The organism is Paraglaciecola sp. MB-3u-78, from assembly GCF_002835935.1.
In the GTDB taxonomy this organism is placed as follows: domain Bacteria; phylum Pseudomonadota; class Gammaproteobacteria; order Enterobacterales; family Alteromonadaceae; genus Paraglaciecola.
This window is the reverse complement of the sequence record NZ_PJCF01000086.1, coordinates 108117-131740: the sequence shown is the minus strand read 5'-3', so window position 1 is coordinate 131740 and position 23624 is coordinate 108117. Positions and strand designations below refer to the sequence as shown.

General features: G+C 40.1%; 22 protein-coding genes. 10 read left to right on the top strand and 12 right to left on the bottom strand.

Features of this window, described 5'->3' with window-relative positions:
* Window positions 1-39: 39 nt before the first annotated feature.
* Both tnpB and CXF95_RS26950 read right to left on the bottom strand, forming a co-directional pair.
* Window positions 40-378: an IS66 family insertion sequence element accessory protein TnpB gene (tnpB, locus tag CXF95_RS26955; RefSeq protein ID WP_101201502.1), complete on the bottom strand. Its 339-nt coding sequence runs from the start codon at window positions 376-378 to the stop codon at window positions 40-42.
* Window positions 375-599, bottom strand: a complete 225-nt coding sequence (locus CXF95_RS26950; protein WP_101201501.1) for a hypothetical protein — start codon at window positions 597-599, stop codon at window positions 375-377. Before CXF95_RS26950 ends, tnpB begins: the two co-directional genes overlap by 4 nt.
* 392 nt (window positions 600-991) lie before the next feature.
* Between CXF95_RS26950 and CXF95_RS26945 the strand changes: the two genes are divergently transcribed.
* Window positions 992-1390: a hypothetical protein gene (locus CXF95_RS26945; protein ID WP_232788066.1), complete on the top strand. Its 399-nt coding sequence runs from the start codon at window positions 992-994 to the stop codon at window positions 1388-1390.
* Window positions 1391-1523: 133 nt separating this feature from the next.
* Here the strand turns inward: CXF95_RS26945 and CXF95_RS26940 are convergent, their stop codons facing one another.
* The 5 genes from CXF95_RS26940 to CXF95_RS26920 are packed head-to-tail and all read right to left on the bottom strand — an operon-like array spanning window position 1524 to window position 7424.
* The gene (locus CXF95_RS26940) at window positions 1524-2537 is read right to left on the bottom strand and encodes a glycosyltransferase family A protein (protein WP_101201499.1); all 1014 of its coding nucleotides are present in this window, start codon (window positions 2535-2537) and stop codon (window positions 1524-1526) included.
* 9 nt (window positions 2538-2546) lie between these two features.
* A complete protein-coding gene (locus CXF95_RS26935; RefSeq protein WP_101201498.1) occupies window positions 2547-3260 on the bottom strand; it encodes a sugar phosphate nucleotidyltransferase in 714 nt (237 codons plus the stop codon).
* A 31-nt stretch (window positions 3261-3291) separates the two neighbouring features.
* On the bottom strand, window positions 3292-4059 hold the full coding sequence (locus tag CXF95_RS26930; protein ID WP_101201497.1) for a polysaccharide biosynthesis/export family protein: 768 nt from the start codon (window positions 4057-4059) through the stop codon (window positions 3292-3294).
* A complete protein-coding gene (locus CXF95_RS26925; RefSeq protein ID WP_101201496.1) occupies window positions 4040-6004 on the bottom strand; it encodes an aminotransferase class I/II-fold pyridoxal phosphate-dependent enzyme in 1965 nt (654 codons plus the stop codon). The genes CXF95_RS26930 and CXF95_RS26925 overlap by 20 nt, the downstream gene beginning before the upstream one ends.
* Window positions 6005-6032: 28 nt before the next feature.
* Window positions 6033-7424, bottom strand: coding sequence for a sugar transferase (locus tag CXF95_RS26920; protein ID WP_255418965.1), 1392 nt, complete (start codon window positions 7422-7424; stop codon window positions 6033-6035).
* 276 nt (window positions 7425-7700) lie between these two features.
* Between CXF95_RS26920 and CXF95_RS26915 the strand changes: the two genes are divergently transcribed.
* The 7 genes from CXF95_RS26915 (at window position 7701) to CXF95_RS26885 (ending at window position 15537) form a co-directional block, all read left to right on the top strand.
* On the top strand, window positions 7701-9392 hold the full coding sequence (locus CXF95_RS26915) for a Wzz/FepE/Etk N-terminal domain-containing protein (RefSeq protein WP_101201494.1): 1692 nt from the start codon (window positions 7701-7703) through the stop codon (window positions 9390-9392).
* Entirely contained in the window at window positions 9392-10360 is a 969-nt protein-coding gene (locus CXF95_RS26910; protein ID WP_101201493.1) for a DUF6316 family protein, read from the top strand. The genes CXF95_RS26915 and CXF95_RS26910 overlap by 1 nt, the downstream gene beginning before the upstream one ends.
* 6 nt (window positions 10361-10366) lie before the next feature.
* A complete protein-coding gene (locus tag CXF95_RS26905; protein ID WP_101201492.1) occupies window positions 10367-11878 on the top strand; it encodes an O-antigen ligase in 1512 nt (503 codons plus the stop codon).
* Window positions 11875-12897, top strand: a complete 1023-nt coding sequence (locus CXF95_RS26900) for a sulfotransferase (RefSeq protein WP_101201491.1) — start codon at window positions 11875-11877, stop codon at window positions 12895-12897. The genes CXF95_RS26905 and CXF95_RS26900 overlap by 4 nt, the downstream gene beginning before the upstream one ends.
* Window positions 12884-14389 carry an oligosaccharide flippase family protein gene (locus tag CXF95_RS26895; RefSeq protein WP_157828276.1) on the top strand — a complete coding sequence of 502 codons (1506 nt, stop codon included), beginning with the start codon at window positions 12884-12886 and terminating at the stop codon, window positions 14387-14389. Before CXF95_RS26900 ends, CXF95_RS26895 begins: the two co-directional genes overlap by 14 nt.
* A gap of 64 nt (window positions 14390-14453) precedes the next feature.
* On the top strand, window positions 14454-14942 hold the full coding sequence (locus CXF95_RS26890; RefSeq protein ID WP_157828275.1) for a serine O-acetyltransferase: 489 nt from the start codon (window positions 14454-14456) through the stop codon (window positions 14940-14942).
* Entirely contained in the window at window positions 14932-15537 is a 606-nt protein-coding gene (locus CXF95_RS26885; RefSeq protein WP_101201488.1) for a hypothetical protein, read from the top strand. The genes CXF95_RS26890 and CXF95_RS26885 overlap by 11 nt, the downstream gene beginning before the upstream one ends.
* 8 nt (window positions 15538-15545) lie before the next feature.
* Here CXF95_RS26885 and CXF95_RS26880 read toward each other — a convergent pair whose 3' ends face one another.
* Genes CXF95_RS26880 through CXF95_RS26870 form a run of 3 tightly spaced genes read right to left on the bottom strand, consistent with a single transcriptional unit; the run spans window position 15546 to window position 18851 of the window.
* Window positions 15546-16775, bottom strand: a complete 1230-nt coding sequence (locus tag CXF95_RS26880; protein ID WP_198556725.1) for a class I SAM-dependent methyltransferase — start codon at window positions 16773-16775, stop codon at window positions 15546-15548.
* A 22-nt stretch (window positions 16776-16797) separates the two neighbouring features.
* Window positions 16798-17916 (bottom strand): CDP-glucose 4,6-dehydratase, encoded by a 1119-nt coding sequence (gene rfbG / locus CXF95_RS26875; protein ID WP_101201486.1) that lies wholly within the window; start codon window positions 17914-17916, stop codon window positions 16798-16800.
* A complete protein-coding gene (locus CXF95_RS26870) occupies window positions 17916-18851 on the bottom strand; it encodes an NAD(P)-dependent oxidoreductase (protein WP_101201485.1) in 936 nt (311 codons plus the stop codon). Before CXF95_RS26870 ends, rfbG begins: the two co-directional genes overlap by 1 nt.
* 252 nt (window positions 18852-19103) lie before the next feature.
* Here CXF95_RS26870 and CXF95_RS26865 point away from each other — a divergent pair, with 252 nt between their 5' ends.
* Complete coding sequence (locus CXF95_RS26865; protein WP_101201484.1) at window positions 19104-19766, top strand: hypothetical protein; 663 nt, start codon at window positions 19104-19106, stop codon at window positions 19764-19766.
* A gap of 17 nt (window positions 19767-19783) precedes the next feature.
* Window positions 19784-20719 (top strand): UDP-glucuronic acid decarboxylase family protein, encoded by a 936-nt coding sequence (locus tag CXF95_RS26860; RefSeq protein ID WP_101201483.1) that lies wholly within the window; start codon window positions 19784-19786, stop codon window positions 20717-20719.
* Here CXF95_RS26860 and CXF95_RS26855 read toward each other — a convergent pair.
* Together CXF95_RS26855 and CXF95_RS26850 are read right to left on the bottom strand one after the other, a co-directional pair.
* The gene (locus tag CXF95_RS26855) at window positions 20716-21894 is read right to left on the bottom strand and encodes a glycosyltransferase family 4 protein (protein ID WP_101201482.1); all 1179 of its coding nucleotides are present in this window, start codon (window positions 21892-21894) and stop codon (window positions 20716-20718) included. The genes CXF95_RS26860 and CXF95_RS26855 overlap by 4 nt on opposite strands.
* The gene (locus tag CXF95_RS26850; protein WP_101201481.1) at window positions 21891-23564 is read right to left on the bottom strand and encodes a WecB/TagA/CpsF family glycosyltransferase; all 1674 of its coding nucleotides are present in this window, start codon (window positions 23562-23564) and stop codon (window positions 21891-21893) included. The genes CXF95_RS26855 and CXF95_RS26850 overlap by 4 nt, the downstream gene beginning before the upstream one ends.
* Window positions 23565-23624: the final 60 nt, after the last annotated feature.

The following is a 23624-nucleotide window of genomic DNA, read 5'->3' as shown; positions in this document are numbered from 1 at the left end:
TCTCATTAATTGAAAATACAACCCGCTCACGACGCTCATTTATGTTGCCGTAAATGATCGCTTAAGATCAGGTTTGACGGGGCTTAGAAGTTGACGCAACTGCCTGGCCTCAAACGGATGAACAGGTGAATTAACGGTGGGCCAGCATTGAAATTTACCCTTAGATAAACGCTTGGTCATCAACCAAAATCCTGTGCCATCATAGGCGAGCGTGCGGATCATGGTTTTATTGCGATTAATAAACACAAATAAGATCCCGCAACGAGGCTCGTGCGTCAGCCTGCTATGGCAAAGCGCCGCTAAACCATCAATCCCCATGCGAAAGTCAGCAGGCTCAGTGGCGATCAGGATTGGCGTTTGGGCCGTTAAATGGATCACGATCTAACTTCCTGAATCATGGCCACGAGGAAGGCTTGGGAAATATCACCCGAAAGCGTTAATGCTGCACCATTACACAACCGAAGCTCGACACTGAGATGCTCGTTAGCAACAGGCTCCCTCACGCCTTGCCCAGGTAAGCGGATAAAATCAGAGGATGTTGGGCTTGGTTCAACGGCTTCACGCCATTGTTTCAATTGTGTGCCACTGATCCGCAGCATCGCGGTGACTTTAGTGGAAGAGCAGTGTTCGAGTAGATCAACTGCTTGTTGGCGCAGAGCTTGTGGGGTTGCAGAACGACGGCTAACCCGGTTTTTTCACCACCGCTCAAATGCTTCAACGATCTGATTTATTTTTTTAGCGTTTGCCATATTTTCATCTTCAATGAATAAGTTGCAAACATTAAACCAGATCAAATTTACGAAGTTGCGCTATGCTGCCGCAAGCTCACCCTCACACCGACGATAAACCTTGAGTCTCCTCTTGAATTTACGTCACTTACAATCAGCAAGTTTAGATGCCAGGCTTCCCCAGTTACTGCACTGACTCCCTGTTAGAAATGCCACCCTCAATCACAATGTTGGTCTGACTAAGTATCGGGCTTCGCGCTATTTTGGACGCTTACCCACCAACACCGCCGAAACAAGTTACGGTTAGTTGTGTACCTCTAACTTCCTATGGCTTCCTTCAGACCCTAGCGTTAGCCAATAACGCCCTTGCCATTCGGATTATCTTCCCCTTAGTCGAGGTGATAAGGCTTCTTTCAGCCTATCGGGTTTGCCAGCTTCGCTGGGCAAACAAAAAACGCCCTGCTCGAACAGATTACCAACGCGGAATTTGCTTTATTGATGGCTCTGGGCAGTTAGTTGTTGAATCAACTGGGGCAAAAGGATCAGGGGTGTTTTCTAGTTTTTCTGATAGTAACTGCTATATCATTTTAGAAAGTGAGCGTGGTTCTGTGGCGGCTAGTGAAAGCGTGAATATTCAATTATTTGACCGGCTGTTAAATTAGAAAAGCTTGCTTAGAAAAAATTATCTTTAAAAATGCTCCGATTATTAGCAATCGCTCTTTGAATATCTGGAGCTTAAGTAAAATATGACCAATATTTGTCGCACTTTTTAGTGGTTAAATAATAGTACGGGCACTAAATTTCGAGATCCCTTACGAATTGAATAACGTCGATTTTATCGTTGCTCTTTTTATCTAAAATATAGGCATTTTTAGCTAGTTTGAAGCCTAGCAGAATTTGCTTTCGGTAAATGAGGTAGTAGTAAAAATCAGTTACTTTGCTTCTTATTGGCGCTTTTGCCCCTAAAACTTCTAAAACCCATAAAGTCATGGCGTTATCCAATAGCCAAAATCCGATTCTATTGACCACTCGCTTAATGAATTTGAAAAAACCTATATTCATAGCCAACACGCCATAACGATCTAAAATTTGAGGTGTTCCAGTGGTTTCTGCGGTTGCCCATATCCATTTCCCTACAAACCTTCCTTTTAAAGCAACATCCTCTAACTTAAGTTGATGTAGGTGTTGCCCTTTCGCTTTTTCCTCAAAACGCAAAGTCATGCCTGCTTGCGCTAATTTATAACCACAAACAATATCTTCATTGTATAAATAAAGTTTATCAAACATCCCGTTTTGCAGCATAAAATCTCGTTTAAACGATATATTACATGTCCAAAAATAGGTATAACAAATAGGCACGTTTTTGCCTAAATTAGTATAGTTGAACTCGTGAAATAGCGAAACAGGCTTTGTTTTAACATGTTCAGGAACGTAAGCTACGCCGAGCACTGCTTCATTCTCCGCAGGATAGTTTTTATGATGACGCGTGTAATGAATTAGCATGTCAGCATCGGGAATAACGTCATCATCTAAAATGACAATGATACTGCCCGATGCTTCTTTTATACCTTTATTTCTTGGGGCCGCGGGGCCGCCACTGGGCGCTATTTCAAACGACCTAAGATTGTCATTTTTTTTCGCAGCATCTGCTAACACTTGCATAGTGTTGTCGCTTGACCCGTTACTAACAAAAATAACTTCAAAGCCTTGTTCTTCTTCAAACTCTAAAGACATCAGTATTGGAATAGAATCAATAATCAGATGCGCTCTATTAAAAGTAGGAATGACAATACTTAAATGACAGCTCATTCTTATACTCTATTGCGTATTTTTATCAGGCACCACTTGCCAAGGCGCTTTACCATCAACTAACAAATCCTCGAGCTCAGACTGGTCTTTACTAGTATCCATCGATTTCCAAAAGCCCTCATGTTCACTCACATAAAGTTGACCGTTATTGGCAAAATGCGGCAATACTTCCTGCTCTAAGTTTTTTCCTTGCCAGTCTAAAAGTGCCTTTTTCTCAAACATCATAAACCCAGCATTGATCCAATAATTATTGACTAAAGGTTTTTCTTCAAAACGTTCAACTTTACCAGTTTTATCATAGACTACTAAGCCATACTGCGCACGCAGTGGCACTGTGGTTAGCGTAGCCAAACGATTTGATTTATTGTGATTTTCGATTAAATTATGCAAATCAATATTGCCTAGACCGTCCCCATAAGTAGCAAAGAATTGCTCGCCAACGAATGAACCGCAACGTGCAATACGTTCTCCGGTATCTGCGTCGGCACCTGTATCGACAACGCGAATGTCCCAGTCTGGAAAACGGCCATCAAAGTAATCTAGAAGCATTTCCTGCTTATGCCCAGCAGCAAGCACAAACTCGGTAAATCCTTGAGCTGCAAAAACATGCATTAAATGCACGATAATCGGCGTACCATTTATCGGCATCATGGGTTTTGGAAAATGCTCGGTGTACGGATACGCTCTTGTACCTCTGCCACCGCAAAGTATGACTGTTTTCATGTCGAAATCCTTCTTAGCTTTGTTCGTTCATTTAAAAATTTTGGTCTATAATACGGTAACTGAGCACGGTATTGCCGATGATATTTACATATTGAAGTGGTCGCCCTACGAAATCATCAAGAAACCTCAGCACTTCGCTGCGGCCCGTTTCAGGTACAAATATAATATCGTCAGGTTGTAATTGCGCGATACTCATCGCCATATATGGTGATGGTTGGCCCTCTAAGTCTGTTTGTATCGGAATTGCCCTCAATACGCCGTCGTCACCTAATCTAATAATAGATACATCTGCTACCAGACCAGACCGTTTAGGCCCTCCAGCTATGGTTACAGCCTCCATAACTGTGCGTGCTTGATGCAGAGGGATTGCACGAGGAATATTAACTTCCCCGATAACGAAAACCATATTATCTCTTACTTTAACTGCAATGGCCGTTACATTAGGCTCATTTAAGCGTTCAGAAAATCGTTTAGTTAATATTTCTTCTAGCTCAGTAAAGCTCTTACCGCTGGCTTGCACTTGGCTTACCGTAGGAAGAGAAATATAGCCATCCGGCCTAACGACAACTACGCGCGAGACTTCAGGTACGCGCCAAACGGATATTTCAATATTATCTCCCGGCGCAATTATGTATTCCTTTTTGAACTTCCCTTTTGCACTATATATTTCTTGTGGTAAGGGTAATTCCTCCTCCGTCGTCGAGATTGTAGTGCAGCCTGCAAACATTAGGCAACATATACTTGTGACCGCTAATTTTTGTAAAAGAGGCAGTCGTAATTTAGTTAATCCAAGTTTCATCTATAACGTTATCCTTTAACAATAAGTTTGTTTTCTTGAAGCATGTAAAATAAAGTAATATTCGGCTTAATGCATCACAAATGGTCTTTAAATCACTCTCTTCCAGATCGGTATTTAATGGCAATGAAAATAAACGTTCTTTAGTTAAGTTAGCATTTGGAAAACATGCCGCATCTAATTTATATTTTTCTGCGTAATAAGGGTGTAAATGCAAAGGGTGATAATGTACGCCGGTTCCAATATTTTCGTACTTAAGCGCATCCATCACCGTATCCGCCTCAATGTTAAGCTCTTCGTTTAGCACAATAGAAAAAAGATGATATCCCATTTCATTTTCGTTTACTGGCTTAACAGGCAGTTTTATGGGTAAGTTAGCTAGAGCTTTAAAGTAATAATTCCAGATTTTTTTACGTGCCTCAAGTTTGGCGTTAATTTGAGTTAATTGAGACAAACCTAATGCTGCTTCCATGTCAGTCATATTATATTTAAATCCCTCACTAACGACTTCGTAATTACTAGTGTTTCTGACTACTCTCGACCATGCGTCAGTCGTCATTCCATGATTTGACAGTAAGCGAACTTTTTGAAGATTATTACTCTCTTTCATGATGACCATTCCGCCATCTCCAGTTGTAATACTTTTAGTAGCATAAAAACTGAAGCAGCCAGCGTCACCAATAAGACCTGTCGCCGAATTTTTGTAAGTTACTTCCAAAGCGTGAGCGCAATCTTCGATTACTAGAAGGTTTTTTTCTTCAGCAAGTAACATAATTTCGTCCATCTCGACGCATCTTCCCGCAAGATGCACAACAATGATTGCGGTCGTTTTATCTGTAATCTTATCGGTTATTAGCTTTGCGGTTACATTGTAAGTATTGGGGTCGCAATCAACTAAAATAGGTATCGCACCAATCAGTTCGACGGCTTGCGCAGTTGCGCAAAATGTCATAGTTGGCACTAACACTTCGTCACCAGCCTTAACACCCAAAGCTAGCATAGCTAAATGCAGGGCCGCAGTGCAGCTGTTTACTGCGACCGCATCGGCTGTTCCTTTTAGCTCTGCAAATGCAGTTTCAAATTGTTTCGTCAGTGCACCTTTCCCGATCCAACGACTACGCAAACATTCAGATACCGCGGCTACATCTTGCTCTGTGATGACAGGGGCACCGAAAAGAATGGAAGGCATATCAACACGTATTAATTGCCCGCCAACAGCTGCAGGTAACAATACATTAGATGGCGCATTTGGTCTTTTTTCATGTTTAGTTAGATATTTATTTAACACCCTATCGAGATAGAACCTGTCAAAATTTATGCCTAACTCACTGGCTTTTTGATAACACTTTACTAGATCTAGCGAGTATAGTGACCCTTTCTCATCGGTCTGATAATGTGCTTTGCGTTTTTTGATGCGTTCAATGATTCTTACAATCTCGCCGACACGATAGGGATAAGCTGCAAGATTTATAGTTTTGTTCGAACAGTCATGGTCATTAATAAAAGCACAGCCAAGTATATAAACATCTGCAGCATCAATAGGGTATCTCAATGTATTTTCCCACACAGAGAAAAACTCACCTTGTTCAATTTTTTTTGATAACACAAACGGCAGTGTTTTCGAGGCATTGCTCTTGCCTATCACCGCAGGTAGTCTGAGAATAAGATAGTTAGAAAACCATTGTTTCAACTTGCACTCAATATCTAACTTATGTTGAACATACTGAGTGCCTTGACGCTCGGGATCAGATATGCTGCAGGTACTAAAATAAATTAGCTTGCAGTCTGGCTTTTTTGAACAAATAGCTTTTAATAATTCGCGCTCACGTTCAAATTCAGATGAGTCTGTGCAAAGTGAGTTAGAAACGCCAGATGCAAAAATGACAACATTATTACTATCTTCAAAAGATTGAAATGTTTTAGCTATAAGTCCGTTTCCAACAATCATTATTTTATATCACTCATTATAAAAAAAATCACCAGCCCTGGCGCTTGAATAAAATCTTTACTGTGGAGAATAATATCTTGACATCAACCCACAATGACCATGTGTCAATATATTTCAAATCAAGCAGTGCCCATTCATTAAACGGCATTTTGTGATCACCCGTCACTTGCCAATAGCAAGTTAACCCTGGCGGCATTGATAAACGTCGCCTATGCCACCACTCGTTTCCTGCGGCCTCCAAGTCGGGCAAGGGGCGAGGACCAACAAGGCTCATATCACCTTTAACCACATTCCAAAGTTGGGGCAGTTCGTCTATGTGGAGCTGTCTCAAATATTTTCCGAGAGTGGTTACTCTGGGATCATTTTTTATTTTGAATGCTACGCCACCAGACTCATTTAGATCGGATAATTCAGCTTGCTTTTTGTCCGCATCAACGCCCATAGTTCTAAATTTTAAAATCATAAATTTTCGGCCATGCAATCCTATACGTATGGACTGGTAAAACACCGAGCCTTTAGAATCCAATTTAATCCAAATTGAGATGATCAAAAAGACAGGTAACAGGAAAATCAATCCAAGGCTACTCCCTATCAAATCTACAACTCTTTTAACAGCTAGCATATGTATTTTGTCAGGTCCTGTATACTGAGTAACAACAGAAACACCGCCAGTATCATCAACTTTTGAACTGACATCTAATTTAGAGAAAGGATCAGTAGGTACTTTAATGGAAATGCCAGCGTCATGACATATATCCATAAGTTTTTGAATTTTATCGTAATATGTTCTCAGCGGCAAAGATACTATAACTTCATCAACCACATTTTCAGCCAAAATAAGCTTCAAATCATTAACATCGTTTAAAGTTTTAGTGCTTGGTGAATGACTAGCTTTGAAATCTTGGTCTTGCTCATTCATCAGGTCATAAACGTCTAGTATTCTGACCCCGAAATGTGGATTTTGCTTAACCAATTTGATCATTTCATCTGAGCGCTTATTTGCCCCTATCAATAACCAAATTCGATAATCCTTGCCGTGGCTCCGCATATAACGAATACCTACACGCACTAATATTCTTAAGCCTAAGCAACCTGAGGCCACCATTCCCATCAATAAAAAATAAAATTGATTTATAGGGAATAAAGAAACTGACACAGTTACCAACAAAGCAATTGCAAATGAATAAATGATAGCTTCGCCAAGTGCTAGCAACTCGTCTACAATTTTACCTGTGCGTCGCTCGTGATAAATATTATGTCGGAAGGTCATCAGCAAATAAGCGCAAAATATGATTAAGGCAAAAATTGCGGTAGAACGAATGCTAATTTGTATTTCAGAAAAGAAGTCTAAATTAATCAAACCAACAAAAGACAGACTAGCTATTGCGCTAGCATCAATAAACCTTAAGTAAGATCCCATTATCCTGACGTTGTGATAAAGCATACAGCTAAGTTCCTTAATGTTTCTTTATACAACCTTAAGTAAGTAGGCATTTGTTATTTCAACATAAACTTTTTTACACAATAGTAAAAAAAATGTAAAAAACGATGATATCCTAAAAATTTAACTGACACTAGACCAAAAATTGTGCAGAATGATATGACAGGAAAAATTCGATATTATCTTAATCAAAAAGAGCAATAGTAGTTGCGCGTTAATTCGCTTATGAACTAGTAATTCTCAGCAGGAAAACTCATGAAAAATGGATTATCTGAAACCGGTCAGTTAGGAAGGCGAGAGTTATACCAGCCGGTCTACGAAAATCAATCAGCCGACATGTTTGATTTCAATAGTATTTTGAGAAATGGTCTCGAAACCGTTCTTGTTCATAAAATGATAGTAGTTTACACAACACTATGCGTTATTGCGTTTGCTGCTTTATATCAATATGTTTGGCCGCCAATTTATACCGCTGAAGCCGTCATCATGGTTGAACGTTCTGAAGATTCGGAGCGTGACGCGTTTTATAAAGAATGGAACCTATTTCGAAAGAACGACGCTAGAACTGAAATTGAACTTATGAAGTCAGGGACAGTTTTAAGACGCGTAATAGAAAAAGAGAACTTAAAGTTTGATGATGTATATCATCCTCTTATGTCTCAAATTTCTCATTTTTGGGAGATTTCTTATGTTGGTAGAGGATATAAGGAAGTTAAGTCTTGGATTCTAGGCCCCAGCGAAGTCGATCAACTCACACCTGAACAAAAAGAACTCGGTAAGACTATTCGCGATTTGCGCGCTGGATTAGTGGTGCAAACCACAGGTGATATTCTAATCGGTGAAGTTTATGCAAAAGGACCCAGCCCTAGAATTTACCAAATAACTAATACTTGGATTGATACTTACATGGAGTGGCGGATGGAATCCTTAGAAGAAGAAGCTCAGCGCTCTATTACGGCACTAACCTCGCACATCGATAAATTACACGCAGAAATACTAGAAACATCGAAAGAACGAGTTAAGTTCTTACGAGATAATAATTTAGTATTTGATTTTCTCAGAGAAACTCAACAATTAGAAAAATTGGTTAATCTGGAATCTGAAATTGCCGCAACAGACACAAGAATTGACGTGATTACCGCAAATCTAATCGAAATCAATAAGCAATTATTGATACAGCCTGAACGCAAAATTGTTAGCTCAACCACGGAACTTAATTCGGTTAAAGAATCAGCAAAGTCGAAGCGACTTGAGCTTGAAACCAGAATGGTAACTGATCTTGTTCGCTACCGGGCAGATTCCCCAGAAATCACGATGTTAGTGAATCAAATTGCTGGGGTAGATAGAATCATCGAAGAAAATGCAAACACAAATGAGACCTCGACTACTACTGCGATTAATCAAACATGGGTCGAACTAATTAGACGACAGTCCAGTTTGCAATCAGAGTTATCAGGTTTGGCTGCCGGAATACAATCGATGAAACAGATTCAGGCAGACATGTTAGAAAGCTTAACTAAAGCGCCTGAATTAGCCTCTCAATTGAGAGACATCGATAGGCGATTCAGTGTAGCCCAGCAGGTTTATAAAGTATTATTAACCAAACGCTCGCAGGCTGACATATCATTTTTATCGTCACAAGAGGCGATGCCAACGATGCGTGTGGTCGATTATGCTGTTCCACCAGCTTCTAAAAGTTGGCCAAAGGCAAAATACTTATACCCGTTAGCGCTTATAATAGGCGTAATATTAGGTATTATTGCTGCTTTAATAAAAAGTTTACTGAGTAGCAAAGTTACCGCTAGATTCCTAGAGTTAGACGCAGGTTTAGGCAGAGAATTGTCGGTTGTTGAAATACGAACCAATGCATCTGATAAGCCCTTATATGAGCAGTTTCGCGGTAGGTTCGCGCAGCAACGTTTAACTGACAGTAATAGCAGGACTTGATGAACACTAACTCGAATCAAACTCATTTATCTGAGGTCGCAAGCACGCATCAGGTAAAACAAACGAATACTGAGGCTAGTGACAACAAACAAGCCTCTAAATCTGGAATAGCATTATTGAAGCAGAGTCTTAAACGAAGTTGGACTCGATGGCGCGCTAAACGTAACACGCAGATAAGCGAAGATATCTTCGCTTATCGCACTATGGCTTTGCAGTTGATTCACGATAAGGCTAACTCTCCTTCTTTGTTGCTAGTGAGTGCTAATCGAGTTGAGAATGCCGCACACAGTTGTGTGCTGTTGACCATGGCTCTGAGCAGCGTACTAAAACGGTCAGTCTTAATTATTGACGTTACTATTGCAGGCTCTAGCCTACCCGAGTTATTAGGCTGCACTTCGCGAGCTGGGGAAAGCGTTGATATTCCGCCAGAGGCTAGAGAAAAGCGCTTTTTTGAAGAAGATTTAGGCTGGTTTTTTAAAACACGTGAAGGTATAACCGTGGGTCCATTCTTATCTCTTGCAGACGCAAAACTAGAATTAGAACGCTATATAGAAAACGATCTTTTCGAAACCCCATTGCCGCAAGAGCAGTTCGCGACTAACTATATAATGCCATCAAAATCTGAAAGTATAGACTATCTATCTGCTGTTTCGGCTGGCTTACATGCGTCGTTAGAGAATAAATCTGAAGATTTTTTTATGAAAGAAATAGCCAGTCTTATTGAGGAAGTGCATGAAAAATATGAATATATTGTATTTTTCGGTGGCTATTTGTTGGATTGCCCAACAGGTATGAAAGTGGCTCCGCAAGTTGGGAAAGTAGTATTGTCTACAACCGAGAACCTAACTTCCCAAGAAGAATACCGTAGTGCAGTAAAAACGCTAAGACTTTGTGGCGTTGAACACTTCAACAACATGTTAGTTAAAATTTCTGGTAGGGCATTATCATCAAGCTTGCGAAGTAAGTGAGCCAATATGGATCACCTAACATTGTCAAGCAAAGGTAAGTTACAGTCGTTATTTGCCGTTTTCTTTGCTTTGGGTTTAGGTCTAATGTTGTTGCTAATATTACTTGTTAGCGGCTTCAAGTTAGTTATCGTCTCGATATTAGTATTGAGCATGATAGTGCTGTTGATGCTGTCATCTAATCCAAGATTACTCATTTTATGGCTCCTCGTGTTTTCTCTGCCATTAGCCTTAAGCAAGCAATTTGGAGAAATAGTATTTAAAGGTGGTGGCGAGCAAGCGTTTCGTATTGAGCTATTTGACTTGTTTGTATTCGTTCTTTTGGCATTGCAACTAAGTGATGTGTTTACAAAAAAAATACCTGGCTACCGCATTCCTAAGGTCATTTGGCTTTGGTTAGGTATTATATTTATCGGTATCATTGACGTTATTCAAGGCCCATGGCAGACATCTGGTGCGCATGAAGTGCTAAGAATGAGTAAAGTTGCCTTATTGTTTATTGTGTTGGTAAATGAAATTAGAACACCTAAACACCTGTATACATGCGTTGCGCCTTTAGCGCTGGGTGTGTTGATGCAGGGTATTGTTGGGATTGCACAATACTTGAAGGGCAACCTTCTCGGGCTTGAATTTTTAGGCGAGACAACTGCGAAAACGATCGAAAACCTTGCTTACACTTCGGTTGAAGGATCCCTAGCCTTTAGGCCAAGCGCATTGCTTCTGCATGCCAACATTTTTGGCATTTATATCGCTGTTCTGTTACCCATTTTAATTGGTTCGTTTCTAATATTTAAACAGTTTTGGTTAAGAATGATTTTAGCTGCTGCCATTATTTTTGGGCTATGTGGGTTAATTTTGTCACAATCACGTTCAGCATGGGTTGGTTTTGCTTTAGGTTACATTACGTTGATGTTGCTAATGATTGCTCACCGAACCCTTAGTAACAGAGCACTATTTGCAACTATTACGTCTGGTATCGGAATGATAGTGCTATTAGTACCGTTCGCAGGCAAAATATTTAACCGACTATTTGACAGTAAAGACGACGCATCAATTGGTAGACAAGTCTTTTTGGAGGACTTTTTTAGGCTTATACAAGATCATTGGTTGTTCGGAGTAGGCATTAATGCCTACACACTAGAATTATCACCGTATTTGAGCTTTTCAGAGAAAATTTACAATGGTTGGATACCACCCGTTCATAATATCTATTTTTTATGGTGGGGTGAGTTAGGTTTGCTTGGCGTAGCTCTACATATGGGGTTTTGGGGCTTCATTGTCTGGGCAGGCATTAAGAATTTCAAAGTGCCTAATGAGGGGCTTTTTGTGATTAATGCGGCCTGCGTTAGCGCGATGGTTGTATTCGCTTTTGATGGCTTTTTAAGCTTTTCATTACGAGTAAGTCAGCCGCAAAGAATATTTATACTTTTAGCAGCTATTATTGTTGTGATTCATTATTGGCGTCAGACTATGGAAGCACGTAACAATAGTATTAAACACAATAAAATGAATCATTTATGAGTGTTAAACGTCAGTCGACAGCATTTGATTTTTCATCACTTGCAGACCTTGAAAGCAGTACCAAGCTAAATTTACCGAAATCGCAACAACCTCTTGTTTTTATAATGGGATTGCATCGGTCAGGCACAACCTTTTTGTATGAGAGCATGGCTGATTACTACGGTGCAGCGAAATTAACCATTCAAGATATTGTCTATTACCCGCAACTAATTTCAAGAATTCAGCAAGCAACGGCCTTAAACGACGCTAACACTATTAATGAATACTTTCAGAGCTTTGGCTATAAAAAAAGAGGAAATGACAATCTAGAATTAGGCCCTGAGACCGCAGAAGAATACGGCTGGATTTTGAAGCGCTGGGGCGGCCAATTCACAAGTAGTCCAGAGACCTTAACGTTGCTGCAAGAAATAGTAGATAAGCTTTCCCTCATACACTCAACGAAACAGGCCGTTATGTTGAAAAATCCGTGGGATATTGGACAAGGGGCCTTTTTAGCTGAGGCTTTCCCTAAGGCAAAATTTGTATTTATTAAGCGGTCTCCATCAGAGATACTCAGTTCTGAAATAAATAATGCGCTACACTTTACTCGCACCAAAGATCCGCTATTAGCTTTATTATCGAATAATATTAGAGTAACAAAAACGTTAAGTGGAATATTTCGATTACTACGTAAAGTTTTGTCTGAATCTGGCTTCACAACGCTAGTGTCAAAGCTTATTGTAGCGGATATTACAAACAACATAGAAAAATATTTAACTGATATTCAATCTATTCCTACGCATCAGCTAGTGGAGATTAGCTACGCTGATTTATTTGATAAGCCAGCGTTTATTTTTGATACATTATCAAAATTTCTTGATTTACAACCTAGGTTAGGAGCTGAAGTTCCCTTAGCTAAAAGAGCAAAAAAAATAGTCAACCCCATAGTTCGTATTGCTGCGAAAAAACTCGAACAACGCATTGCCGATAATGGGCTTTCCAGATTCATCAACAGTGAAACAGTCGATGATCTCAAATAAGTCCGAGCATGCCGAAGTTCAAAGCAGCGCCTCGCAGGCGGCTCCCCTGCCTCATGACAATAAAAAATCAACTAATTGGGCCTTGCTGAAAAACGGTGCCGTCTTGGCTGTGGGCCGCAATATAAATTCGATGCTGCGGCTAGTGATTGCGGCGATAATAGCGCGTGCTTTTGGCGCGAATACGTTTGCAGAATACTCATTATTGTTAGCTACTATGATGATTGCAGAATGGTTACTAGATTTCGGTACTACCGACGTTTTCGTTCGAGAAGTAAGTAAACATAAGCACGAGTTTACCCATAAGTTATCCACTCTATTTATGTTGAAAGGGTTCCAAATTCCGCTAAGCATCGCTTTAATGATAACGATTGTCAGCCTTTTAAATCCATCATCAAATTTGATGCTTGGTGGTATTTGTGCATCTTTAGGTTTAGTTTTTTACGCCTTTGTCAGTGTTTATCGGGCTGTATTTAAAGCGCGCATGACGCTAGAAAAAGAAATGTTGGCCGAGTTTATCTCTATCATACTGATGATCCCACTCATTGTCCTATCGTTTTACGTAAACGCCGGCATTATTGGTATAGCGCTATCTCTAGTGCTGTCTCGCTTAATTTTTTTACTGTGTTGTATTTGGCTATCAACAATCGAATACCTCACTATTGGCTCAGCATCGGTCGCCGACGCTAAGCAATTATGGCGAGCATCATATTTGATAGGCTTTATTGGCTTACTATCTGTAGTAAATAATGCAGCTGAAATTCTGATTTTATCTAAGCTAAGCACATTGCAGGATGTCGCAATATTCTCTGCTGCGCAAAAATTAGTGTGGCCTATGTTTATGATTTTAACGGCTGTCGGTGCCGTATTTTATCCGGTCCTTGCTAGCCATTGGAACAATAACCGCGGGCAGTTTACAATATCTGCGCAAAATGCTTTTAACATTATCGCGCTTTTAGGTTTTTTATCTTTTTCGGGGATCTATCCCGGTGCAGAATTCATGATGGGATTAATCAGTCCTGAATTAGTTACTGCTACTGATGCATTGCACATATTGTTGGCCATGTGCTTAATCAAATCTTTCTCGGCTGCAATGGGGCCTTTATTATTTATTGTTGGCGCAGAAAAAGCAGCTTTTGGCTACTTCGTGGCGTCGGTGTTGATAAAAGTATTCTTTGTTAGTATTTTTGCAGAAGAGTATGGTTATGTTGGTTGTGCACTTGTATCTCTAGCAGTTGAAGCTTTCGTCGTATTTCCTTGCACACTTGGTTTCCTAAGAGCAAAAGCAAAACTCAATATTAACTTTCTACCCACGATTTTCTTAGCAATAAGTTGCCTTGCTGTCATTTTGTTGTTTAAATATTTTATACACTTACCTAGCGCTTTAGAGCTAGTGCTATCGCCAATACTGCTATTAGGTATCGCAATAATAACCAAACAAACCAGTCCAACCACGATTTTGACCATTATTAGAGTACGCAAAGATGTTTCCTAGTCCCAGATTAACTTTTAGTGAAGTAAAAAGGCGAATATGTTGGGACCACCGCAGATTGCTTAATATGTTAAACGAAAAGGGCATTCGCAATCGTAAATCAGCTTACTTTCATCCCAGTTTTCACGCAGTATTGTTTTATAGATTAGCTAATTACTTTCAGGCCAGAGGTTCATCTTGGCTAGGAAGAATGATTTGGCATTTCAATTTGTTATGGACTGGTGCTGATATTAGCGAGCATGCCGATATAGGAGAGGGGTTTGTTGTGCTCCATCCAGCTGGCGTTGCCGTGATGGGCAGTGCGGGAAAAAACCTTACTGTTAGCGCTTGCTCTGGCCTAGGTGGTGAAACTGGTCGATTTGAAGATATTGGCGCAGGTCCTGGTTTCTGCTTGATTGGAGATAACGTGATATTGGAACCCCATAGCGGAGTTCTAGGGCCAGTGACAGTAGGTAACAACGTAATAATTAGTGCTGTAGTAGCCGTTACGTTTGATGTGCCAGACAACACGACGGTAGAAGCCCACGAGTATCGGGCGATTTCTAATGCAAAATGAGCATAGTCAGGAACATAAGAATTGTGACAAATATCATCATTCTTTTTGGAAAGGGCTGAGGTTCAATATTCGCCAAGATATTAATCGTTACCTAACGAAATCCCAAACGAATAAAGCCTTGGGTAAAGGATTTAAGCGACGACTAAGTGCGTTTTTTATGCCTGAAATTCAATGTTTGATGTTATACCGTTTAGCTCACTTCCTCTATGTTAATCAATGGAAAAATCTCGGTCTTTTTGTTGCACGCTTAAATCAGATTGTGCATAAAGTAAATATACCGCCACAGAGTTGTATTGGACCAGGATGTCGTCTATCACATCCTCCTGGTGTTGTTTTTCATGGTAGCGCAGGCAAGCGTCTTACATTGTTTTCTCTGGCCGTTTGTTACTCCTCAACAGCGTCCGCAGATACAATATTAGAAGCGTGCCCGAGGCTGGGCAATAATGTACAGTTAGGCGCCTACACAACCGTGTCTGGACCCATAAAAATCAGTGACAACGTTAAGATATTTCCGTTACTACAAACTAAACGAGATATAGGCAAAAACAAAACCCTAATCAGACGAAAGTTACGGTATAAAATAAGCAGTCACTAAGCGTGCTTTCAGTCAATAATTTCAGGGTAAGGTAATGGCATAATAAATTCACCTTTAAAATTATATTTGTTGCGCATTACGCTAATTATTTCATCTTTGAAATTCCAAGCCCCTATCAGTATAAAATCGGGACTCATGTCTATCAATTCCTTAGGGCTCACCACAGGAATATGGACTCCTGGACATAAAAGTCCTTGCTTCCTAGTGTTTGCGTCGCCACAAGCTGCGACTAAGTCTGGTCCAATATCACAATAATTTAGCATCGTCATAAATTTCGCAGCAGCACCATAGGAAACCACTTTGTGACCTTTGTTTTTCAAATCAGTTAATAAAGCAACCAGATCTTTTCGTTGTTTATTGACGTCTTTGGCAAAATTTTCCCATCCATTAACCGTATTTAAGCCAATAAACTTCTCAAACGCGAGCATTGCCTGATCATTCGACGCCACCTTACTATTTTCATGCATCACTTCGCATATCAAAGAGCCACCGTTCATGTGCACAAAATCAACGTTGGTTATTTTTAATTGGTATCGCTTAAATAAGTTATGCAATGAACCAACAGTAAGATAAGAAAGGTGTTCGTGAAATATAGTGTCATATTGCAATTCAGCTCTTAGCATATAAGCATATGGAAGCTCTAATACCAGGGTTCCTTCAGCAGACAATAGTTTTTGCATACCCGCAACTAAATCCTGTAATTCACTGGAATGCCCTAAGACATTGCGCGCAACCATCACTTCTGGTTTTTCTCTAGTCTCTAAAATTTTATTAACTACATCGACACCAAAAAAGTCTCTTATTGAAGGCAAGCCTCGCGCATTGGCTTCTTCTGCAAAGTTGGAAGGATCAACACCCAAAATATCAAACCCTGCATCTCTATAATGTTCAAGAAAAAAGCCATCATTACTGGCAACTTCAACTAAAAAAGGTTTCTTTTCATTGTTGCCAAATCTTTTCCATAGATGCTCAGATAAGTTTTCAGCATGTGTTTTAGCACCGGATGAAGTTGACGTCATCCACAAATAGTTACTAAATAATTTTGTTCTGTCTACTTCATCTTTGATCTGAAGTAAGTCGCACTCCAAGCACATCACTAATGATAAGGGTTCTCTATTTTGATCTGCAGTATCTTCACTATTTTGCACAAACGCGTTAGCTAAAGGGACTTCCCCCATATCGAGTACCATGTGATATTTGTTGCTGTTGCATGCAAGGCATTTAAACGAGTCAGCCATTTTATTTTCTCCTATTTTTTTATTAATGAGCTTTTGCCCAAGCGTGACCAGCTTTCTCAGCATCTGCTGAATACTGCTTAATTTGAGTAATCAAAAGGGGATACATGTCTGCATTTGGTTCTAACAAGTATTGTTGATACCAAGCCACTATTGCATCCAATACTGTCGGTACATTCCATATTGCACTCCAGTCCAGTAACTGTTGAGCTTTGCTGCAATCAAGTTTCAGTAACTGAGATTCAGCACCCGACTTGTCCTCATCAATAATTAGTTTGGTGTTTTTTGTTTGCCAACGGTCAAGTATACCGTTTACGATATCTTGAACCGTCCAAATATCATCATTTTTAGGGCCAAAGTTCCAACCTCCTAAAAACGCATCTGGTTGCTCTACTATTTTTACGCCTAACCACAAGTATCCACTTAAAGGCTCTAAGACATGCTGCCACGGCCTAGTTGAATTGGGGCTACGGATAGTCACATCGTCTTTATTGACGATAGCTCGAAAAATATCTGGGATAATTCGATCTGCAGCCCAATCACCGCCGCCTATAACATTACCCGCTCTTACCGATGCAATTGGCGTAACCGTTTTGGAACCGGCAGATTTCTGATACCTCGGGTTGCTTAAACAGCTGACAACTAGTTCTGCACAAGCTTTACTAGAGCTATATGGATCTAATCCACCTAATTCGTCAGTTTCACGATAGCCCCATTGCCAATTCTGATTTTTATAACATTTATCACTAGTGACCGAAATTACGGCCTTAACTGAGTCGCACTTTCTTGCCGCTTCAAGCACGTTGACTGTGCCGATGACATTAACAGAATAAGTATTAGCCGGCTCATCAATAGAATATCGAACCAATGATTGTGCTGCCAAGTGGAAGACAATATCGGGTTTATGAGTTTCAAAAACCTCCTCAACCTGACTTGCATTGCATACATCACCTGAGATATGAGTCATGTGATCAGTCATTCGGCATGCTTCGAAACTATTCGGATCACTGGGTGGCTGAATTGCGTATCCTATGACCTGCGCCTCGAGTTGGTTTAGCCAAGCAGTAAGCCAAACGCCTTTGAAACCGGTGTGGCCTGTAATCAATACCTTTTTGCCTTTATAAAAATTGGCTAGCCGATTCATCAATCTGTTCCTTGTATATTAAGTGTTTGCCGGTAATAGTTAACTGTTTGCTCTAGCCCATCTGACATTTTCACCTTAGGCTGCCAACCTAAGGTTGATACTAAAAGTTCAGATGGTAAAATCGCGTGTTCAGCGACTTTTAATGATAAGTTTTCATTTAACGCTACATTTGCTGATAAGTCTAAAATTTTTGATAAAGATGAAACCAACTCCCTTGTAGTTACATTCATATTTGCACATAGCGTCAATGCGCTATACAGGCGCTTGTCTTGCAGTAAATATTCCCCGACGAGTAGAAACCCATTTACCGCATCTTCTACATAAAGCAAGTTGGTCTCGGTATCAATATTACTGCGTAATTGAATTTTCTCTTTATTTAACATTGCTTGTATTAAGCTAGGCACCAAACGCTGATTGTGGTGATCACCTGGGCCGTATGTATTTCCCAGTCTAATTACCATACAGTTGATACCTCTAGCTGCAGAGTAATTTTGCGCGATAATTTCGGCGCACTGCTTTGATGCAGCATATGTACTTGGAGCATACATGTTATCGGGAAACTGCACTGCGATGCTGGATGCTAAGATTACACTGGCGTTAGGCCTAACAGCGCTGACGGCTTCGAATAAGTTAAGTGTACCTAACGTATTTGTTTGAAAGGTGTCGCGAATATTTTCATTCGATGTTTGACTTTGGGCTGCTAAATGAATAACAAGATCTGCAGGAAATTTAACTAATGCGGTTTCGATATCTTGCTTATTTGAAATATCGCCTTTGAATTTATTGTAGTTTGGAATATCCGTTGGCATGATAATCGAAGAGTGAGTAAATAAGGCCAGTTCGGCGCCAAGCTCTGATAGATGAGCCAGTAAATGCTGGCCTATCAAACCAGATACACCAGTCACAAATACCTTTTTACCTGACCAAAATGACATTCGACTTTACCTTTTTTTTTAAAAAATCAGAAATTTAAAAACACTTTTTGATTATGTAATTATGCTTTATCGTTTGCAAAAATTTTTATACTTTCTATTTATTCAAGGCACTAATCAATTAAGCTTATTTCCAACTACTTGATAAATCAGAAAATTAAATTTAGATTTTAAATATTGCATACTTTTCCAACAATCTAAAGTATTATTATTTTGTAATAAATTCATCGAAAACTACCAGACTAGGAAATACAAATGAAACTTTTATATCGGACTGTTATCGCACTTGCTGTCTTATTTAGTTCTCAAGTCAATGCCACTATTATCCAAAATCCCGTTCCCGGCGTTTACAGCGAAGATATTGACGGTACAGGTTATTTCTCTGTTACCGGAACCAGCAGTTTTCTAACTGAAATATTAGACATTGGTGAGGCTTTTGGGCTTGTTGGCAACGTATTTGGTTTTTATTTCGAAGGAGCCGACGTGACAGATACAAATAATCTGCACGTGGTATTTGACCAGACAGATGCGAAGAATAACCAAGCAGTAATTAATCTGAATAATAATATTGTAATAGATGTTGATAACAATAGTATTCAAAGTGTTTTTACAGGCGCTGGAGACATTGGTTTTTTTGTTTTCTTACCTTCTTTTGGTAATCAGATATTTTTTTCTGACGCTTCCCTAAACGTTGGTGGAGATTTCTTTGGTTCATTTCAAAATCTGAACTCGCCAAGTACTTATGCGTTATTGTTCGCTAGCCCCCAGACAAATGGTCAGATTGAATTAACCATAGCTGGGCCATTAACACCAATACAGAGGGTTTCTGCACCGTCAGTTTTTATGCTTTTATTACTCGCTGGTATATGGCAATTAAGACGAAAGTCCTTGGAACAATTGACTAAAAATAATAAATAAAGGAACTAAACGCTACAATGAAACGAATTTTAGTAACCGGCGGCGCGGGATTTATTGGCTCTCATTTATGTAAGCGTTTAGTCAACCAGGGACACGACGTTCTCTGTGTCGATAACTTGTTTACCGGCAATAAGCAGAATATTAAGGAATTATTCGATAGCTATAATTTCGAGTTTTTACGTCATGATGTGACCTTTCCTTTATATGTCGAAGTAGATGAAATTTACAACTTAGCATGCCCTGCTTCACCTGTTTATTATCAGCATGACCCTGTACAGACTTTAAAAACCTCAGTTCATGGCGCAATCAATATGCTTGGCTTGGCCAAAAGAGTGGGGGCAACAATTTTGCAAGCCTCAACCAGCGAAGTCTATGGCGATCCGACGGTGCATCCTCAACCAGAAGACTACTGGGGACGAGTTAATCCAATCGGCATACGCTCATGTTATGACGAAGGAAAACGTTGTGCAGAAACTTTGTTTTCGGATTATCATCGTCAACACGGCATTGACATTCGAATTATTAGGATCTTCAATACGTATGGCCCGAATATGCAGCCTAACGATGGACGCGTGGTTTCAAATTTCATTGTACAAGCCCTAACTAATCAAGATATCACCATATATGGTGATGGCAGCCAGACTAGAAGTTTCCAGTTCATTGATGATTTGTTGCTAGGCATGACTAAAATGATGGAAAACACATCCAATTTCATGGGTCCAGTGAATGTTGGGAACGATACTGAGTTTTCAATGAAACAGCTTGCTGTAGCAGTTTTAGAATTACTTCCTGAGAGCACAAGCAAGATCGTTTACAGACCACTTCCTCATGACGACCCAAAACAACGCAAACCAGACCTGCGCTTAGCCCGAGAAAAACTGTCGTGGGAGCCCATTGTTCCGTTGCGTGAAGGTTTAGAAAAAACCATCGAGTACTTTAGAAAGCATTGCTAGGCTAATACCTTCATATAAACCTTCATAGTGTGCTTGAAATTTACTTCTTCGCTCCAGTTATCTATAGCATATTGTCGCCCTGCTTGGCCTAAGCGATTGCACAAGTCTGGGTCTTCCCAAAGCATACGCATTTTTTCTGCCAGGTCTTGGGCATTCCCTGCTTCAAAAAACACACCGGTCTTTCCATCCTCAATTAAGTTGTTTAAAGCACCAATTTTAGCCGCTAAAACGGGGACGCCATGGGCCATTGACTCGGCACCTACAACTCCATAAGTTTCAAACCAATTACTTGGAAACACCAAGAAACGAGCGTTTCTGTAAAAGGATGCCAAATCATCTCTTCCGTGAGTCACCATAGAATCAGCGGTGTCTGGTAGTACAATATCAACAAAGTGATTGACGTTACGAGCTAACTTGACTGGGACTTTAGATATATCTGCGGCTTCAAGTAGAGTGTTAATACCTTTTTCTTTAACAAAACGTCCAGCGAAAGAGGCATAAGTACCCTGCCCCGCATTAACACTAGTGTCAGGGATTTCAATCGAATGGGGAATGGCAGTAATACAATTTGGAGAAACATTAGCATGTTCAATTATCCACGACTTGGTGAATTCTGAGCATGTGATGAAATGGTCAACTGTATTTTGATATGTTTCTTTTCGCCTGAGATTATAATTGTAAAGTGCATTGATAGCGCTTTCCGAATAGCTGTTTTTACACTTATTTAGAACGCTGTTGTATTCTTTCCCATTCAAGCAAAGGGTGCATATTTCACCATTTCGGAAATGAGTTCTTGCGGGGCAAGTTAAATGATAGTCATCACATGTTAAAACAACCGGAATACCTCTTTCTTTGCATTCCATCAATATATTAGGTGAGACGAGTGGAAAGAACTCGTTAGCATGCACGATGTCAGGATTAAAGCGCTTTAAAAATGCCCTGAAATCTCTCACAGATTCAGGATTGTATAGCGCACGACTTGCTGCTGCCCATTTCCCCTTTAATCCCGCAGGTAATTCGGTACTTTTTCGGGTAAACGTTTCTACGTTATGTCCGGTTTTTTTAAATATTGATATAGTAGCTAGAGTCGATGCAAGAGACCCGCCGCCGCTTCTGGGTTGATTGAATACATGAAGTATGCGGAGTTGTTCTAAATTATGACTAATTTTACTCATCGGCGGTGTTCAATCCTTTCAGATGATTTCTTATATTTCAAAACAGACTTAAGTGCCAAGTAAACATATTTACTATTGTAATAAGCATATCGCTTGAAAAGTCGTTTAGGTTCTAAGGTTAAGCGAAATAGCCATTGAAGGCCTGCTTTTTTCATCCATTCTGGAGCAGGCTTTGTTTGCCCCGAAAGCAAATCGAACAAACTACCACAGGCCACCATTGGCGCTTTTATCCTGCCGTTTACTTCAGCCATCCAATGGTCTTGTGCGGGGGTTCCTAGGGCAACCCAAATCACATCCGGCTTTAGTTCTTCGATTTGTTTTACCAAACTGTCTGTATAGTCTTTTGGAACAGGTCTTTGAGGGGTTGGAAAGCAGGCTTTTATGTCTACGTCTGGATACCTGCGTTTGAGTTCAGCTGCGACTTTCTCAGGCTGGCCTTCTCTGCCGCCAACAAGAATTTGGCGCCATTTGGGGTAGCGTTCACAGCATGTTAATACTAAGTCGTCGTTGTGTACACGCTCACAATAATTACCCATCGCGTTCAATGCCCAAACAACAGGCATGCCATCTGTAGTGACAATATCCGCGCTGTTTAATATGTTTTTATAATCGCGTTCTTCATGCGCCATGGTTAAACCAAAAGCATTTGCGCAACTTACGTAACCACCATTGTTCTTATAAACCATAGATTTAATTGCTTTGACCGCAAACTCAAAATCGAATGCAGATACTTTGGTTCCTATAAACTCTACGGTTACATTGCGCTGCCGCTGCCAAAAAGGGACGACAAATTTTCTTTTTATTTTGCGCCATGCTTGTGCAAAAGGGCGTACTAACAAATACCCAAACGATCCTTGTTTGACCAAAATGCCCAGTGCTTCCCTTCCTTTATGATTCTGCCTCCAGAGGCAAAATGCTAAATTCGAATAGTGTATTTTACAACGTTTACGATGCAAAGAGTCCGGCATAAAGGAGCGCCATTGATCTAGCAGCCACAGTATTTCTGTTTGCATTATTACGCCATATCGAGTTGTCATGTTGCCTTGATACATTCGATAGTGGCAGCCAACTTCCTGAACAGCACCTACTCGTTTTTTGTAGGCTAGTTTCAAATAAAAATAGTAGTCGGGGCATGCTGTGATATTAGGAGGGACATCGTCAATATTGTTTAACTCTTTACGTTTGAAAACAACACTGCCCATGGCTATAAAACATGAATCTTCAATAAGGTTTATGAATATGTCACCTTCTGGGAGTTTTTTGAACTCATGCCGATGGTCATATTCTACTTTATCGCCATTGTCGAAAAACCTTACCGCTCGGGAATATATGAAACTAAAATCTTCATGCTCGTTACTTTTATCAATAATCGCGGTTAAGTGATTGGGAGACCACAAATCATCTTGATCTAAAAATGCAACCCACTCACCTTTTGCCTTCTTCAATGCGGCTAGTCGTGAAGCGCCTAGTCCTTGGTTTTTCGTTGAACAATGAAGTTGAATCCTGGGGTCCGATATTTGCTTTATTATATTAACAGTGGTGTCAGTTGAACAGTCATCCCATAGTAAAATTTCATAATCTTCAAAGCCTTGAGATAGAATGCTTTGCAAGGTTTCATTGATTATTTTCTCGCCGTTAAATGTATTTACTATTACACTGATGCGCGCCATAATACGTTTTCCATAAAGTTTGCGCTGCTATCTGGAGACTCCCCCATCGACATAGTAAAC